Origin of the sequence: Pseudomonas ulcerans, assembly GCF_036324125.1 — a bacterium.
In the GTDB taxonomy this organism is placed as follows: domain Bacteria; phylum Pseudomonadota; class Gammaproteobacteria; order Pseudomonadales; family Pseudomonadaceae; genus Aquipseudomonas; species Aquipseudomonas ulcerans.
Genome location: NZ_JAZDQN010000025.1, coordinates 1 through 16,249, shown reverse-complemented (window position 1 = coordinate 16,249; position 16,249 = coordinate 1). Strand labels below are relative to the sequence as shown.

The window sequence follows — 16,249 nt, the reverse complement described above, 5'->3', positions numbered from 1 at the left end:
CACTCCTTCTCAGGGGGCCTTGGCCGCGGGACGCCGCCACCAGCTCTGGATGCCGCGACGGCTGCGCTGGATCAGTCCGGCGCGGCGTGCGGTACGCAGTTTCGGGGTAAGCAGCACGGTCAGCAGGTCGGCCAGCAGGTTGATCGCCACCACGCCCAGGGTGATGACCAGCACCGTGCCCTGGATCAGCGGCAGGTCGCGCATCTGGATCGCGCTGTTGAGCAAGGTGCCGATGCCGGGATAACTGAACACCACCTCCGCCAGCAGCGCGCCACCGATCAGCACCCGCAGGGTCAGGGCCACGCCCTGGATCGCCGGGACCAGCGCGTTGGGCAAGGTGTGGCACCACACCAGGCGCCGCTCCGACAGCCCGCGCAGGCGCGCGGCACCGACATAGTCCGAATCCAGGGTCTCGATCATCGACGCCCGCACCAGCCGCGCCAGGTACGGCAGGGCCGACAGGCTCAGGGCCAGGACCGGCAGCGCCAGGTAGTCGAGCTGGCGCCACAGCGGACGGTCCGGATCGATCAGCGACACCGCCGGCAGCAGGTCGAAATGCGGCATGGAAAACAGCAGGACCAGGCCGATGGCGACCAGGTAGCCCGGGGTGGCCTTGAGCACGATCAGGGTCGCCAGGCCCCAGCGGTCCAGGCGCGAGTCACGGCGCAGGGCCAGGCCGACGCCGATCACCAGGGCCAGCGGCACCACCAGCAACAGGACCCCGAGCAGCAACGCCAGGGTATTGCCGAAGCGGATGAACAGCAGCTCGGCCACCGGCTGCGCAGAGTCCAGCGAGATGCCCAGGTCGCCACGCAGGATCTGCGCCAGCCAGGCCAGGTACTGGATCAGGATCGGCCGGTCCAGGCCAAGCTGCTGGCGCAGGGTGAGGATGCTCTCCAGCGGCGCCTCGGGACCGAGGATCACCCGCGCCGGATCCGAGGGCAGCGCCTGGGTGGCGACGAATACCACCAGGCTGATGACCCAGGCCGTGAGCAGGCCATAGCCGAGGCGGCCGAGGAACCACGGCAGCCAGGCAGGCAGACGGGGCGTTGCGATAGGTTCAGGCATGGTTCAACCACAGGCTGTCGAAGCGCCAGGAGGCGAAGGTGGTCTGTTCGCCGTGCAGGCCGCCGACCTTGTTCGAGGCGGCGTCGAGCACGTCGGTGAAGCCCCAGATCAGCAGGCCGCCGCGCTGGTGCTGGATGGTCTGCGCCTCGTGTACCAGCGCCCGACGCTGGGCCAGGTCGGGCTGGCCGAGGGCCTGGGTGAACAGCTGCGAGAAGCGCTCGTCACGGAAGTTGCTGCGGTTGTAGATGGCCAGCGGCGCGTCGTTGTGCAGGCCGGTGGCGAGGAAGCCGCGGGCCGGGGTCGAGCATGGCGACATCAGCCACTGTTCCTTCTGCGGGCCGTTGAACACCGAACTGTCCACCGGCGTGACCTTGATCTCCACCCCGGCCTTCTTCGCCTGCTGGGCGAACACCAGCGCGGCGTTGACCTCGTTGGCGGTGGTGGTCAGCTCCAGGCGCAGGTCGCTGGCGCCGGCCTGGCGCAGCAGCGAGCGGGCCTGGTCGAGGTCGTAGGGGCGCTGCGCGATGGCATGGTTGTAGGTCGGGTCCTGCGGTGAGTAGAGGTCGTTGGCAATGCGACCGAAACCGTTGAGGCCACGCCCCACCAGTTCCTGGCGGTCGGCCAGCAGGCGGAAGGCCTGGCGCACCCGCTCATCCTGGAACGGTGCCTTGGCGGTATTGAGGTTGAAGCCGCTGAACGAGGTGGTCGGCGAGGCCACTAGTTGCAGGCGCGGATCGGCCTTGATCAGCGCGCTGTGCTCGGCCTGCACCGCGCTGGCGATGTCGATCTGCCCGGCACGCAGGGCGGCGACCCGCGATACCTGGTCCTTGAATTCGATGATTTCCAGCTCGTCGGCATAGGGCTGGTTGGGCTTGAAGTAGTTCTCGAAACGGGTGAACAGCGCCCGCTGTCCCGGCACGAATCGCTTGAGCCGGTACGGCCCGGCACCCACCGGATTGTTCGGATCGTAGTCGGTGGGCACGATGCCGCCGAAGGCGATCAGGGTCTCGTCCAGCGGGAAGAAACTGCGGCCTTCCTTGAAGCGGATCTCGATGGTCCGGTCGTCCAGCTTGCGCAGGGCCTGGCGGTCGATGGCGCCGACCAGCCCGGCATAGGGCGAAGCCAGCTTCGGATCGGTCAGGCGCAGGATCGAGAACAGCATGTCGTCCGCGCTGATGGTCTTGCCGTGGTGGAACTCCAGGCCCGGACGGATGCGGATGGTCCAGGCGCTGGCGTCGGCGTTCGGCTCGGCGAACTCGGCCAGGCCCAGGCGCGTGCTGACGTCGTCGTTCCATTCCCAGAACTTGCTGTACAGCGCCCAGCCGCGAATGATCCCGCCGCCGGACGGCTTGTGCGCGTCGAGGTTGCCGGCCTGGTCGCCATCGATGATGCCGACCCGCAGGCGCCCGCCGCGCACCGGGGTACCGGGGGCGACGGAGGACACCACGGCGGCGGGATCACCGCCACCGCAGCCGCTGAGCAGGCTGGAACCGAGGATCAGGCCGCCACCGACGGCGAGGCTGTTGCCGAGGAACACCCGGCGGGAAAATTCGTTGGGCATGGGTCTTTCCTTAGGCCGGTTGGGCCGTCGTGCGGGCCTTGAGGCGCGGAACCTCGAAGCCGTGGTCCAGGTCGAGCAAGGGGAACAGCAGGTCGGCGACCCGGTGCGCTTCATCGATCAGCGGGAAGCCGGAGAGGATGAAGGCGCTGGTGCCCTCGGCCTCGTACTCGCGAATGCGCTCGGCCACCTGTTCGGCGCTGCCCACCAGGTAGGTGCCGGCGGCCGGCCCCAGCAGGTTGAAGCCGAACAGGCTCGGGCCGGTCCACACGTTCGGGTAGATTTCCAGGTCGCGGGCCTTGGGCAGGCGACCGGCGCGGATCGCCTCGACGTTGGCCTGGATGCGCGGGTCGTCGCTGTGGAAGCTGTCCAGGGTCTGCCCTGCTGGCAACTGGCGTTCGATGGCAGCGCGGGCGGTGGCCAGCGAGGTGTTGTCCAACAGCTTCTGGGCGTGGGCCCAGGCTTCTTCCTCGGTTTCGCGGACGATGATCTGCAGGCGCGTGCCATAGGTCAGCTCGCGACCGATCTTCGCCGCCTCGGCGGCCACCTTGCGGAACTTGGCGCCGAGCCTGGGCGGGGTATCGGCGAAGCTCAGGTAGACATCGAGCAACTGCACCGAATGGGCCACGCCCGGATCGGAGGTGCCGGCGCCCCACAAGGGTACCGACAGGCGCCTGGGCGGATGCCAGCCACCCAGCGGATGGCGCGCGGCGCCGGCCGGACGGGGGGCCAGCTTGACGAACTGGCCGTCGTAGCCATCGGTGCTGCCGGCGTAGATGGCCTGGAACGCGCGCCAGTATTCGAGGCTGAACTGATAGCGCTCGTCGTGCGGATAGTGCACGCCCAGGGTGGCCAGCCCGGCATCGCTGCCATTGACCACGTTGAATAGCAGGCGGCCGTTGGAGAATTCATCGAAGGTCAGCGCCCACTTGGCCAGCACCGCCGGCGAGACCTCGCCCGGGTGCTGCGCCACCAGGAAGCGCAGGCGCTCGGTGGCATCGATCAAGGAGGCGGCCACGGTCAGGCTTTCGTTGGGGCTGGTGCCCAGCAGGGAGCCGTAGTAGCCCAGGCGATCGGCACTGACCGCCAGTTGCTTGAGGTGGTTGAAGTCGGTCAGCCAGCGGCCCTGCTCTTCCCAGGGATACGGGCCGTCGGGACTGGTGAGGTACCAGAGGATCTTCACTGCCATGGTCGGATGTCCTTATGCGCGGGGGCTGTCGTTGGCCGGCACCAGGCCGAGTTCGCGGGCCTGGTCGAGCAGCTTGCTCATGGTCCATTGCTGGGTCAGCACACCCGGGCCGTAGGGGCGCGAGCCACCGAGGGATTCGGCCAGCAGCTGCAGTTGCGCGCCCTCCTCCAGCAGGAGGATGAACTCTGCGGTCTGGCGCAGGCCCTGGGTGCCCCACACGGTGGCGCCGCCGTTGGCTTCGAGGATCGCCGGGGTGAAGGGATTCTCGGCCAGGCTGTCGAGGATGAAGTCCACCTCGTCCTGGCGGCGGTCGATGTACACCGGCAGCTCGCGGGCGAGCTGGAAGCGCTGCACCGGCACGTAGTGGAATGGCAGGGTGCGCTGGGTCTGGGCCCAGGCGCCGAGGTACGGGCTGTGCACATGGGACACGGTGGTGATCTGCGGCTGCTGCTGGAACAGCCGGGTGTAGCGGTTCAGGCCGCCCTTGCCCTGGCCCAGCAGCAGGTTGCCGGCGAAGTCGGTGACGCTGGCCTTCAGCGGCTTGTGGTGGTTCCACGGGCCCGGGTAGTTCACCGACACCAGCAGGTCGCGGCCCGGCACCCGCTCGATGAAGCCGACGGTGCCGTTGGCGGTGATGGTGTTGGTCTCGCGGTAGACGCGGAAAGCTTCGCCGGCTTCATGGGTGACAGCCTCGACGAAATCCTTGAGTTCAGCGTCGATCAGCGCTTCGGTGGTCAGTACGGTCATTTCACAGGTCCTTGTCATGGGCGCGTTGGGCCAGCAGTTCGCGGGCGGCTTGCAGCGGGCGGTGGTCGACCCACTCGGCGAGGTCGAAATCGGCTTCGAGGAAGCCATGCAGGTTGAGGAAGGTCTTCTGGATATCGAGGAAGGCCAGGCGCTGTTCGGACAGGTCCGGCGCCAGGGTGGTGTGGAAGTCGCCGCGGTAGGCTTCGTCGACCCCCTGGGCACCGGCGCGGGTCTCGTCCTGGAGGATGCGCAGCACGCCTTCGCGGTTGTTCCGCGCCCATTCGGCGGCGCGCAGGGTCTGGGCGAGGAAGCGCACCACCAGGTCGAAGTGCTCGTCGAGCAGGTCCTGGTGCACGGTGATCGGCCGTGGCGTGCCGTTGTTGATGCGGTAGCGCGGCTCCAGTCGGTCGAGGTCGATCCCCACTTCCAGGCCCAGGCGGCGGGCGGCGTCGGCGGCGGAAGCGCCCTTGACGTAGACCGCGTCGACTTCACCGCGAACCAGGTAGTCCAGGCCCGACCACAGGCGCTGCAGGCCTTCGTTGGGGTTCGGCGCCTGCTCCTGGTCATGCAGCGCCACCTCCACCAGGGTGACGTCATCGAAGCCCAGGCCGGCCGAGGCCAGCGCGCCCTTGTAGCCGTGCAGGCTCATGGCCCGGGCGATGCTGCCGGGACGGTTGGCGCCCCAGGCCGGCAAGGCCAGGCGCTTGCCCTTGAGGTCTGCGGCGCTGCGGATGCCGGAGCCGGGACGGACCAGAATGGTCTGCCATTCCTCGATCCAGGTCAGGCCGATCAGGCGGCTTGGCGAACCGGCGGCGCGGGCGGCCAGGGCCGGCACGTTGCCGCCCTCGCGAAACAGCCCGGGCAACTGGTGGTCGTAGTGGTGGTGGCCGAGCTGCCGGGCTTCCTGCAGGGTCTGCACCGGCAGGCCGTCGGCGGCGAATTCCTCGCCGAGCCAGCCCAGGGTGTAGGCGATGCCGGACGCGGTAGGGACCGGGCAGCGGGTGAACCAGAGTTGCTCCAGGGGCGCTGCGACAGGCAACGGCGAGGTAGCGGCTAGGGACATTGAATGAGCTCCATCAGGGGATCGAATGGGCCACAGGGCCTTTGCCAGGGCTATTGCAGCGCCCGTGCCAACTCGTCAACCCACTGATTTCATTGATATTTCCTTGATCTGCCCGTTGCCGGCTGCTGATCTGCCAACACCCACCCAGCGCCATTGCTGCTGCCTGAGCAACAACCGGCCGCGGACTGCTGCTGGAGCAGCAGCCGCCCCCTGCCAAATCGCTGAAAGCCGCGTATTCAAAGGCCTCCAGGCCACTGGCACAGAACCTGCTCCGAGCCGCGCACCTGTTCATTCAAGGAAGCGTTATCGTGACTACCCTGCCCCGCCACCTGGAAAGCGAAGCCCAGGCCATTACCGTCACCCATGAAGTGGCCGGCGAGATCGCCGCCCTCGCCGCCGATCCCCGGAACAACCACACCCTGCCCCGTCGCCAGGCCGAGCTGCTGTCCAGCAGCGGCCTCACCGCCATCGGCGTGCCCCGCGCCGACGGCGGCCTCGGCGCCTCGGTGGAAACCATCGTCGAGACGGTGCGGATCATCTCCCGTGCCGATGGCGGCGTCGGCCAGTTGCTGCAGATCCACAACGTGATGCTGCGCGGGGTGCTCAATGGCTACCCGGACGAGGTGCGCCAGCGCCTGGTCGGCGACGTGCTGACCGGCAAGCGCCTGGGCAATGCCCTGGCCGAAGTGGGCGGGAAGAACAAATTCGCCCTCAAGACTCGGGTCGAGCGCCGCGAGGACGGCGTGCTGGTGCTCAACGGCAGCAAGTTCTACTCCACCGGCTCGTACCTGGCCGAGTGGATCTCCCTCACCGCCGCCAGCGACGACGGTGGTGCCGGCGTGCTGCTGCAGCGTGACACCCCGGGCCTGACCCTGGTGGACGACTGGGACGCCTTCGGCCAGCACAACTCGGTGAGCGGCACCGTGCGTTTCGACAATATCGAACTGGACGAGCGCTACGTCCTGCGTCGCCAGGGCCCGATGAAACGCACCGGGCTGACCTTCCCGCAGATCCTCCACGCTGCCATCGACACCGGCATCGCCGCCGGGGCCCTGCAGGCCGGCATCGACTACCTCAACCAGCACGCGCGGCCGTGGGTCGAGAGCGAGGTGGAACGGGCCAGCGACGAACCGCACATCATCCGCCAGATCGGCGAATACGCCGTGGCCCTGCGCGCCGCCGAATCGCTGCTGCGCGATGCCGCGCGGACCTTCGACGTCCATGAGCGCGACCCGGAGAACAAGGCCCTGCAGGACGAACTGATCCTTTCGGTGGCCACCGCCCGCGCCCACTCCGACGGCGCCTCGCTGAAGATTTCCAGCGAGATCTTCTCCCTGCTCGGCGCCAGTTCTTCGCTGAGCAAATGGAACCTCGACCGCTTCTGGCGCAACGCCCGGGTGCACACCACCCACGACCCGATCCGCTGGCGCCTGCACCATGTCGGCAACTACTACCTCAACGGCGTCGATCCGGGCGAGTACACCGCGATCCTCACCGCCAAGCAGAAGGCCGGTGCCAGCCGCTGACGCCATCGCGCGGGACCACCCGCGCGTTTTCCACTCCCGTTTCGAGTCCTTCATGAACCATCGACATCCGCTGCTGCGCAGCCTGGCGATCTACCGCGAGATGCCCTGGCGTTTCGCCTTGGTCGCCGGGCTGTTCGTGCTTATCAACCTGGGCCTGGTCTGGCAGCAATGGCTGATCGGCCATGCCCTCAACGACGTCACCGCCGGGGTCGCGGTGCGCCGCCTCGACGACGGCGGCCTCGACGACCAGCTGGCCTGGCACTGGTTCTGGGCCATTCTCGCCGTCGCCCTCGGGCGCGCCGTGCTGCAATACGCCGCCGGGCTGGGTTCGCTGATCCTCGGCCAGGAACTGCTCACGCGCCTGCGCGAGCGCATCCTCGAACAGGTGCTGCGCCTGCACCTGGCCTACCACTGGCAGCACGGCATGGGCGAGATCGTCACCCGCACCACCCGCGATGCCGACAAGGTCCGCGATGCCCTGGTGAGTTTCTGGCGCCAACTGGTGGAAACCCCGCTGGTGGTGCTGGCCACCGTCGGCCTGCTCGGCTGGTATCACCCGCTGCTGGCCCTCGGCCCGCTGCTGCTGACCCTGCTGGGCCTGTACATCTTCGTACTGCAGACCGAGCGCCTGGTGGAACTGGACAGGGCGGTGGGCGCCGCCTACGACCAGGTCAACCAGGACCTGGCCGAGGGCATCGGCGCGGTGCGGGTGATCAAGTCGTTCGGCTTGCAGCAACCGCGCATCGAGGGTTTCGCCGCCCAGGTCGGCGAGTTCGCCGGGCTCGCGCGCCAGGCCCTGAAATGGGCCAGCTCGCGGATCCCGCTGCCGCAGGCGGTGGTGGCCCTGGGGCATGTGTGGATCCTGGTGATCGGCGCGCAACTGGTCGCCGCCGGGCGCATCGGCATCGGCGAACTGGTGACCTCGCTGCTGATCGCCACCACCCTGGTGTTCCGTATCGAAGGCATTGGCCGGGTCATGCAGACCTTCGCCGATGCCCGCGCCTCGGCCGGACGGATCTGGCAACTGCTGGATGCGCCGTCGCAGATCGAGAGTGGCCCGCGGCAACTGCCCCGGGGCCCGCTGGGCTTGAGGCTGGACAGCGTCAGCGTCACCGCGCCGGGCAGCGAACGCGACATCCTGCGCCAATGCTCGCTGAGCCTGGCCCCCGGTGAAGTGGTGGCCCTGGTCGGTGCCACCGGCACCGGCAAGAGCCTGCTGGCCAGCCTGCTGCCGCGCCTGACCGACGCCGACAGCGGCCAGGTGCTGGTGGGCAATGCCGAGGGCGGCTGGCAGGACGTGCGCGGCGTCAACCTCGCCGAGCTGCGCCGCCGCGTGCACGTGCTGCCCCAGGAAAGCTTCCTGTTCGCCGACACCCTCGCCGCCAACCTGCGCCTTGCCGCGCCCCAGGCCAGCGACGCCGAACTGCTCGACGCCCTGCACCGGGCCAGCGCCGACGACATCCTCGAACGCCTGCCCCACGGCCTCGACAGTCCGCTGGGCGATCGCGGCATCACCCTCTCCGGCGGCCAGCGCCAGCGCCTGTGCCTGGCCCGCGCCCTGCTCGCCGCCCCGGACCTGTTGTGCCTGGACGACGCTACCAGCGCCCTCGATGCCATCAGCGAGCGCCATGTGCTGGACAACCTGCGCCGCCCCGGTGGCCCGACCCTGCTGCTGATCGCCAGCAAGGCCTCCACCGTGCAGCGCGCCGACCGCGTGCTGCTGCTGGACCAGGGACGCATCGTCGACAGCGGGCCACATGAACAACTGTGCCGGCGCAACCCGGCCTACCGTGACCTGCTGGGGATCGAGCATGAGTAAGAACGCCGGCAATACCGCCATGAGCGATATCGAGATCGAGGAACGCCTGGCGAAAAAGGCCCTCGACCGCAGCATGCTGCGCCGCCTGCTGCCGCTGCTCAGGCCCGTGCGCCGCCAGGTCGCCTGGGTCGTCGGCCTGGAGCTGGTGCTGGTGTTCACCGTATTCCTGCGCCCGTGGTTCGTCCGCGAATTGCTCGACCGCGGCCTGGTCCACGACGGCAACGCCTGGCTGCTGGACCTGCCGCTGGTACTGTGGCTGGGCGCCGGGCTGGCCGCCAGCTGGCTCGGGCGCTTCCTGCTGGCCGGGGTGTCGCAGTACCTTGCCGGCAGCGCCTCCATCGCGGTGCTGAACCAGTTGCGGGTGCGGGTGTTCGCCCATGTCCAGGCGCTGAGCATCGGCTACTTCGACCGCACCCGCGCCGGGCGCATCCTGTCCCGCGCCGACCGTGACGTCGACGCCCTCGAACCGCTGCTGATCCAGGGCCCGCCGGAACTGCTCGGCGCCCTGCTGCGTTGCAGCCTGGCGGCGCTGATGCTGTGGCTGATCGAGCCGCTGTTCTTCGCCGCGCTGATCGGCAGCGTGCCGCTGCTGTTTGTCGCCACCTGGGCGTTCAAGCGCGTGGCCCAGCGCAACTGGGCCAAGGTCGCCGAACAGCGCAGCCGCTTCACCGCGCACCTGGTGGAAAGCGTCAGCGGCGTGCGCCTGTTGCAGCAGAGCGGCCGCCAGGGCGACAACCAGCGGCGCTACCGGCAACTGCTGGACGAGTTCAACGACGCCCTGATCACCGGCAGCCTGCGCTCCGGCTGGTTCGCCCCGTTCACCGCCCTGCTCGCCGCCGCCGGCATGGCCGTGCTGGTGCTGGTGGGCAGCTACTCGCTAGCCAAGGGCACGGTGACCGTGGGGCAGATCGGCGAAAGCCTGTTCTACGTGATGCTGTTCCTCGGGCCGTTGCAGGAACTGACCGACCTGTTCGAGCGCTACGCCACCGGCTCGGCCTCGGCGCAGCGGATTTTCCTGCTGCTGGATACCGCGCCGGAGATCCTCGACCCGCCCCGCCCGCTGCCACTGCCACGGGTGCAGGGCGAGGTGCACTTCGAGCGGGTGCGCTTCGCCTATCAGCGCGATGCCGCACGCCCGGTGATCGATGGCCTCGACCTGCGCATCCGCGCCGGCGAGGTGCTGGCCATCGTCGGGCCGTCCGGGCACGGCAAGAGCACCCTGGTGCAGTTGCTGACCCGTTTCTACGAGGTGGACGACGGCGCGGTGAAGCTGGATGGCGTGGACATCCGCCAGCTCAGCCAGCAGCAGTTGCGCCGGCATGTCGGCGTGGTGCTGCAGGACAACGTGCTGTTCGCCGGCAGCATCCTCGACAACCTGCGCCTCGCCGCGCCGGGGGCGGACGATGCCAGCCTGATCGCCGCGGCGCGGGAGCTGGGCGCGGACGAGGTGCTGGAACGCCTGCCGCATCAGTACGCGACCCAGGTGGGGACCCTGGGCAGCCATCTCAGCCATGGCCAGCGCCAGCTGGTGTGCCTGGTGCGGGCGTACCTGGCCAACCCCGCCGTGCTGGTGCTGGACGAAGCCACCTCGGCGGTGGACGTGCATACCGAGCGGCGTATCCAGCGGGCGCTGCGGCGCCTGTGCGAAGGACGCACGGCGATCATCATCGCCCATCGGCTGGCGACCATCCGCGATGCCGACCGCATCGTGGTGATTCGTCACGGACAGGTGCAGGAACAAGGCGACCACGCCCGCCTGCTGGCGGCCGGTGGCGCCTACGCGGCGCTGTACCGCAGCCATGAACGGCAGGAGGACTTGCTTGCCGTGCATGACTGAAGGGCATCTGTTGCGTCCGCCACAGTGGCTGCTTGCGGGGTGCTGCCCTGGCAGCAGTCGCCGGTGACTTCACTGGCCCTATCGCTGGCAAGCCAGCTCCCACAGGGACCGCGCCGAGCCCGTATTCCGGGCCGGCTTGCCAGCGATGAGCATGGGTATCCACACAACTTTTTCCAGGTGCAGATTCGGCGGAGCGCGCGATTCTGTGGGAGCGGATTTATCCGCGATTGGGCGCGAAGCGGCCATAAAACCTGCCTCTTCGGTGCATCAGGCAAACCCGGGACTCAGGATTTACGACGGCTTCGCCGCCGATCGCGGATGAATCCGCTCCTACACCGACCGCGTTGTACCCCACCAAAGATGTGTAGATACCCATGCAGCGATGAGCCCCCCAAGCACACCATGGCATGCCGGTTGCACCACCCCCTCCAACTTCAACGAGGACCCACCATGAGCACCGAATTCTTCTGGCGCCTGCCCCTGGGCACCGACGGCCCGCAGCTCACCACCGACAAGCACAACCGCGGCAGCTTCGCCGCCCGCCACGGCCATATCGCCCCGGGCCTGCAGGCCGACGGCAACCCGGACGGCTTCACCTACATCGACTACATCGCCCAGGTGGCCAAGGCCGCCGAGCTGGCCGGCTTCGAAGGTGCCCTGCTGCCCACCGGCCCCGAGCCGTGGATAGTCGCCGCCGCCCTGGCCCGGGAAACCCGGCGCCTGCGCTTCCTGATCGCCTTCCAGGCCACCTGGACCCTGCCCGCCTACGCGGCGCAGCAGGCGGCGATCCTCCAGCACCTGAGCCACGGCCGCCTGGACTGGAACATCATCACCGGCGGCAATCCCGCCAGCCAGCGCGCCCAGGGCGACTTCCTCGACCACGACCAGCGCTACCAGCGCACCGGCGAGTTCCTCGACATCATCGACGGCCTGTGGAACAACGAGCGCTTCAGCTACGAAGGCGACATCTACCGCCTTGAGAACGGCGCCCTGCCTCCAGGGCTGGGCAACGAGCGCAAGCCGGGGGTGTACTTCTCCGGTTTCTCCGACCCCGCGCTGGACGTCGCCGCACGCCATGCCGACGTCTACCTGAACTGGGCCGAGCCGGTGGACAAGCTCAAGCCGCATATCGAACGGGTGCGCGAGCTGGCCGACAAGCAGGGCCGCAGCGTGCGCTTCGGCCTGCGGGTCGATCTCTTCGCCCGCGAGACCGAGGAAGCCGCCTGGGCCGACCTGCGCCGCCAGTTCGAGCGCCTGGAAGGCAAGCCCAGCGCGATCTCCAGCGCCTTCACCCGCGCCAGCGACTCGGTCGGTGCTGCACGGCAGACCGCCTACCACCAGAACATCCAGGGCTTCGACGAACTGATCCTCGGCCCCAACCTCTGGGCCGGCTTCGCCAAGGCCAAGCCCGGTCCCACCGTGGGCCTGGTGGGCAGCCACCAGAACATCGCCGAGCGCCTGGCCGAATACCGCGACGCCGGTTTCTCCACCTTCATCCTCGCCGGCAACCCGCACCTGGAAGAAGCCCTGCGCATCGGCCAGGAAGTCTTGCCGCTGCTGCGCGAGCGCCCTGCCCCGGCGTTGCAGGCCAGCGCCTGACACGGACCGTTCCCTGGCCATCCATCAAGGACCCGATCACCCCATGAGCACACCCCTCGACACCCTCTGGTACACCCACAGCCCGGTGCCCACCGGCCTCGGCATCGCCGTGCAGAGCGGGCGCCTGGCCGAAGCCTTCGCGCCGCTGGGCACCTCGATCCAGTCGCTGCGCGAGTCCAGCGAACGTGAGGTCCGCGAGGCCCACTACGACCACCACCTGCCCAACTCGGTCCGCCATGGCGGCAATATCCCGGCGATCTGGGCCTACTCCGCCGGCGTGCAGACCCGGGTGCTGGGCCTGAGCTGGGCGGACGAAGTGCAGTTGATCCTGACCACTGCCGAAAGCGGCGTGAAAACCGTCCGCGACCTGAAGAACCGCCGCTTCGGCCTGCCGAAATGGGCCAACGTGCAGATCGACTTCACCCGTGCTCAGGCCCTGCGCGGCCTGGAAAACGCCCTGCGCCTGGAAGGCCTGGCCGTGGCCGATGTCGAACTGGTGGACTACCCCTACGGCGGTACCCACAGCGACGAACAGATCACCCAGGTGCACGGCTCCGGGGTGTACCTGGGCGGCACCCGCATCAGCCGGCGCAACAACGAACTGATCGGCCTGTTGCGCGGCGATATCGACGCGATCTTCCTCAAGGGCGCCACGGCCCTGCAACTGGCCTATGAACTGGGGTTGCACGTGGTCATCGACACCGGCTCGCACCCCGACCCGCTGGTGCGCGCCAACAACGGCACGCCACGGACCCTGACCGTGGATACCAACCTGCTCGACCACCACTTCGGCGCCTGCAAGCGCATCGTCGACGTGCTGCTGCGCACCGAGCAATGGGCCTGGGCCAATCCGGACGAGACCCGGCGCTACCTGGCGCGAGAGTTGAATACCAGCGAGTACTGGGTAGCGGCGGCCTACGGCGAGGATGCCCACCGACGGCTGCGCACGACGCTGGACAGTCGCTCGATCGGCGCGTTGCAGGATTTCACTGATTTTCTGTATCGATGGCAGTTCATCCCGCGGCATTTCGATGTACGGGAATGGATTGATTTCAGGGTGCTGGAGGCGGTGATCGGGTCGACTTCGCGGGTGGCGACCTAGGGCGCAGTGTTGTCGAGAGGCCTTGCCCTGGCCTCTCGACAAATCGACGGATCAGCTTTCAGTCTGCTGGCGGGCCACTCCTTTGCGCAGCGCCTCGGTCAATGCCTGGCAGATTTCCAACGATTGCCAGGTCGCCCAGGCCTTGTCCGCCAGCGGGCGGGAAAGCATGTCGCACAGCTGGGCGTTGGTTTCGAAGGCTGAGGTGAGTGCGGCTGCGAGGTGGGCCAGGGCATCTTCGATATCGGCATCCGGGCAGACGGCGAACATATGAGGATGGGCGCCGGCGCAGGAGCCGAAGTGGATGTTGGCGGTACGGCGGGAGGTCGAATCGGGTGGGTCTGGTACGAGCTTTTTCATGGTGGAACTCCTGGGTTGATAGGGGCCACTACTTATCGCTACCAAACGAATGGGTGGCGGCTGTACACGGGTTGGTAGACCGGTCCCAGGAGCCCGGCGCGCACGAATGCACCCCGTGCACAGCCACCATGATTCATCGAAGAATTACATGGCGCTATTGCCCGCTGGGAAACTCTGGGCTACCAAACCCAATCGCCAAACCACGGCGACCGGCGAAGACTAGGTGCCCATTTCCAGGAGCGCAACAGCTGAAAAGGCGGAAAAGTATGCTTGGGAAATTACCTACATGAAAGTCGGATTTCGAGGAGGATTTGTAGGCGAAGGCAGTAGATTTTGTCAGCAGCCTGGATAATCGCGATCAGGTTATTCCGACGACCACCGCGTTCAAAAAGCGCCTGCACGACTACCCCGGCGTCATCGTGTCCTCGGTGATCCTTCGCCCCAACGGCAACCTGATCCCGAAGACACTGCGCGAGAACGAGGTGAAAGTGCCGCCGTTCGAGTGGAAGGTTCAGGATTTTCGCGATCTGAATGACTACATGGTGGGGGTGATTGGCAAGAGTCGTTGAGTACCAGGAACTGGACGACCTGATCTAACCGCCCTTGCGTACCTTCAACCGTGACAGCACGTAATCCCTGATTGCCTCGATAGGCACGGTGCTGGAGACCTTGTGCCGGATATCCGACTTGGTCTCCCGCTTCTTCACCTCGATCCCGTGTCGCTCACACAACACCTCCAGCTCTTCCCGCCACAGCAGGCCGCTTAGATCGTAAGCATTGCACTTGCCATTGCGCCGGGCGTTGCGCAGCAACACCAGCCCTCCCAGATCATCCGTGACCAGGATCCCCACGCCCTTCGGTGTCACACCAAGAGCCTTCTCCAGATGGCGGCCATGGGTGCACAACCAGACCTCATCGAACACATTGAAGTAGGCAGTGCACTGGCTGGGCCAACGCTTCAGCGAGTCGGCACCCGACTTGATCTCGAATGCAACCAACCGACCATTGGCAACGGCGAGGTCAGCCCTGAAGGTCATGTCCACCGAGCGCCCGTCCTGGCGATTGACGAACCCCAGCTCCTCGATCAGCACATCACCGGCATCGGTGGAAAGGTGGGTTGTGACCCAACCTTTAAGGGTTTCCCGAATGGCGGTGGGCGAAAGCATGCTGTTTCCTCGACTGATGAAAGCGGCGGGAGTATAGGAAATCACTTCCTGACGAGCCAGCGTCACACATCGCTTCGATCAGGACATATGTTTCAGGACGCGGAGCAATAGCTCAAAGCCATGTTTCCCAAGCGGTCCCACAGCCGCTCCACCCTGCCCACCCCGAACGCCCGCAGTCCCGAGTGAACCAGCCCCTCCACCACCTCCACCTCGGCGTCGACACCATGGCGCCGCAATGCCTGCCCGTAAGCCTCGCCGTGATCGCGCAATGGATCCACGCCAGCCACGGCGATGAAGGCTGGCGCTAGTCCACTGAAATCCTGCGCTGCCAGTGGCATCGCGCATGGGTCCAGCCGATCGCCCTCGGTCGACACGTACCCCGCCAACGAACGCCGCAGCCCCACCACCGTCATCAACGGCGCTTCGGTATGCTCGCGCATCGACGGCAGGTCTTCACGCGTGGTCAGCACCGGGTAGATCAGCAACTGGCCCAACGGCTGCGCCTGTCCGTCCCGGCGCAAGGCCATGCACAGACCGGCGGCAAGCGTCCCGCCGGCGCTGTCGCCGCCGACGATCAACCGCTCACGACTCAATGCCGGATCAATCCGCCCTTGCCGCAGCCCCTGCCACACGGCCAGGCAATCCTCCAGCGGCGCCGGGTAGCTGTGTTCCGGCGCGAGCCGGTAGGCCACGGCGACGATCGCCACCGGTACGCGGCGCGCCAGGGCATGGGCGAACCAGTCGTGGGTGTCGAGGTCGCCCAGGTTCCAGCCGCCGCCGTGCAGGTAGAGCAAGGTTGGCCAGCCGCCCTGCGGCGCCTGTCCCGCCGGCTTGTAGCAACGCAGGCGCAGGCCGTCGAGGGTGATATCGGCGATGGTCCAGCCCGGCGGTGGTTCGCTGGTGCAGGCGCGGCATGCCTGGAGGAAGGATTCGCGGCGGGCTTCGATGCTGTCGTCGACGGGGGTGAAGCGTTGGCAGGCGTCGACATAGGTCTGGATTTCGGGGTCGAGGCGATAGGTCATTACAGAAATTCCTTTGCTGGGTATGCCGCCAGGTGGTTCGGGGCCGGCTTGTGCAAGGTCGGCTACCGCATGACTCATTGGTTCAGCGGGGACTTGTGGGAGCGGGTTTACCCGCGATTGCGATAGCGAATTCACCGACGCAATCGCGGCGGTCCGGCGTCCCGGTAAACCCGCTCCCACAGGTTCATCTGCTCCA

Annotated in this window: 13 protein-coding genes and 1 pseudogene; 6 read left to right on the top strand and 8 right to left on the bottom strand. The window is 67.4% G+C overall.

Translation table 11 applies throughout. The features are described 5' to 3' along the window. Window positions 1-9: 9 nt before the first annotated feature. The 5 genes from V0R59_RS20420 to V0R59_RS20400 are packed head-to-tail and all read right to left on the bottom strand — an operon-like array spanning window position 10 to window position 5,625. Window positions 10-1,068: an ABC transporter permease gene (locus tag V0R59_RS20420; protein WP_330076783.1), complete on the bottom strand. Its 1,059-nt coding sequence runs from the start codon at window positions 1,066-1,068 to the stop codon at window positions 10-12. Beyond that, on the bottom strand, window positions 1,061-2,629 hold the full coding sequence (locus tag V0R59_RS20415; RefSeq protein ID WP_330076784.1) for an ABC transporter substrate-binding protein: 1,569 nt from the start codon (window positions 2,627-2,629) through the stop codon (window positions 1,061-1,063). The genes V0R59_RS20420 and V0R59_RS20415 overlap by 8 nt, the downstream gene beginning before the upstream one ends. A gap of 10 nt (window positions 2,630-2,639) precedes the next feature. Beyond that, entirely contained in the window at window positions 2,640-3,815 is a 1,176-nt protein-coding gene (locus V0R59_RS20410; protein ID WP_330076785.1) for an LLM class flavin-dependent oxidoreductase, read from the bottom strand. A 12-nt stretch (window positions 3,816-3,827) separates the two neighbouring features. Continuing rightward, window positions 3,828-4,562, bottom strand: a complete 735-nt coding sequence (locus V0R59_RS20405) for a class II aldolase/adducin family protein (protein WP_330076786.1) — start codon at window positions 4,560-4,562, stop codon at window positions 3,828-3,830. Window position 4,563: 1 nt separating this feature from the next. Next, window positions 4,564-5,625 carry an ABC transporter substrate-binding protein gene (locus V0R59_RS20400; protein WP_330076787.1) on the bottom strand — a complete coding sequence of 354 codons (1,062 nt, stop codon included), beginning with the start codon at window positions 5,623-5,625 and terminating at the stop codon, window positions 4,564-4,566. A 308-nt stretch (window positions 5,626-5,933) separates the two neighbouring features. Between V0R59_RS20400 and V0R59_RS20395 the strand changes: the two genes are divergently transcribed. From V0R59_RS20395 to V0R59_RS20375, 5 genes are all read left to right on the top strand, one after another. After that, window positions 5,934-7,151, top strand: a complete 1,218-nt coding sequence (locus V0R59_RS20395) for an acyl-CoA dehydrogenase family protein (RefSeq protein WP_330076788.1) — start codon at window positions 5,934-5,936, stop codon at window positions 7,149-7,151. Window positions 7,152-7,203: 52 nt separating this feature from the next. Further along, the gene (locus V0R59_RS20390; protein ID WP_330076789.1) at window positions 7,204-8,970 is read left to right on the top strand and encodes an ABC transporter ATP-binding protein; all 1,767 of its coding nucleotides are present in this window, start codon (window positions 7,204-7,206) and stop codon (window positions 8,968-8,970) included. Further along, window positions 8,963-10,807, top strand: a complete 1,845-nt coding sequence (locus tag V0R59_RS20385) for an ABC transporter ATP-binding protein (protein WP_330076790.1) — start codon at window positions 8,963-8,965, stop codon at window positions 10,805-10,807. Before V0R59_RS20390 ends, V0R59_RS20385 begins: the two co-directional genes overlap by 8 nt. A 450-nt stretch (window positions 10,808-11,257) precedes the next feature. Beyond that, window positions 11,258-12,406: an LLM class flavin-dependent oxidoreductase gene (locus V0R59_RS20380; RefSeq protein ID WP_330076791.1), complete on the top strand. Its 1,149-nt coding sequence runs from the start codon at window positions 11,258-11,260 to the stop codon at window positions 12,404-12,406. A 43-nt stretch (window positions 12,407-12,449) separates the two neighbouring features. Continuing rightward, window positions 12,450-13,508 carry an ABC transporter substrate-binding protein gene (locus V0R59_RS20375; protein WP_330076792.1) on the top strand — a complete coding sequence of 353 codons (1,059 nt, stop codon included), beginning with the start codon at window positions 12,450-12,452 and terminating at the stop codon, window positions 13,506-13,508. 51 nt (window positions 13,509-13,559) lie between these two features. Here V0R59_RS20375 and V0R59_RS20370 read toward each other — a convergent pair whose 3' ends face one another. Continuing rightward, a complete protein-coding gene (locus tag V0R59_RS20370) occupies window positions 13,560-13,865 on the bottom strand; it encodes a hypothetical protein (RefSeq protein WP_330076793.1) in 306 nt (101 codons plus the stop codon). A gap of 371 nt (window positions 13,866-14,236) precedes the next feature. Between V0R59_RS20370 and V0R59_RS20365 the strand changes: the two are divergent. Then, window positions 14,237-14,434: pseudogene (locus V0R59_RS20365) on the top strand (cytochrome c); the annotation flags it as partial. A gap of 24 nt (window positions 14,435-14,458) precedes the next feature. Here V0R59_RS20365 and V0R59_RS20360 read toward each other — a convergent pair. Then, the gene (locus V0R59_RS20360) at window positions 14,459-15,031 is read right to left on the bottom strand and encodes a sce7726 family protein (RefSeq protein WP_330076794.1); all 573 of its coding nucleotides are present in this window, start codon (window positions 15,029-15,031) and stop codon (window positions 14,459-14,461) included. A 92-nt stretch (window positions 15,032-15,123) separates the two neighbouring features. After that, window positions 15,124-16,053: an alpha/beta hydrolase gene (locus V0R59_RS20355; RefSeq protein ID WP_330076795.1), complete on the bottom strand. Its 930-nt coding sequence runs from the start codon at window positions 16,051-16,053 to the stop codon at window positions 15,124-15,126. Window positions 16,054-16,249 lie beyond the last annotated feature (196 nt).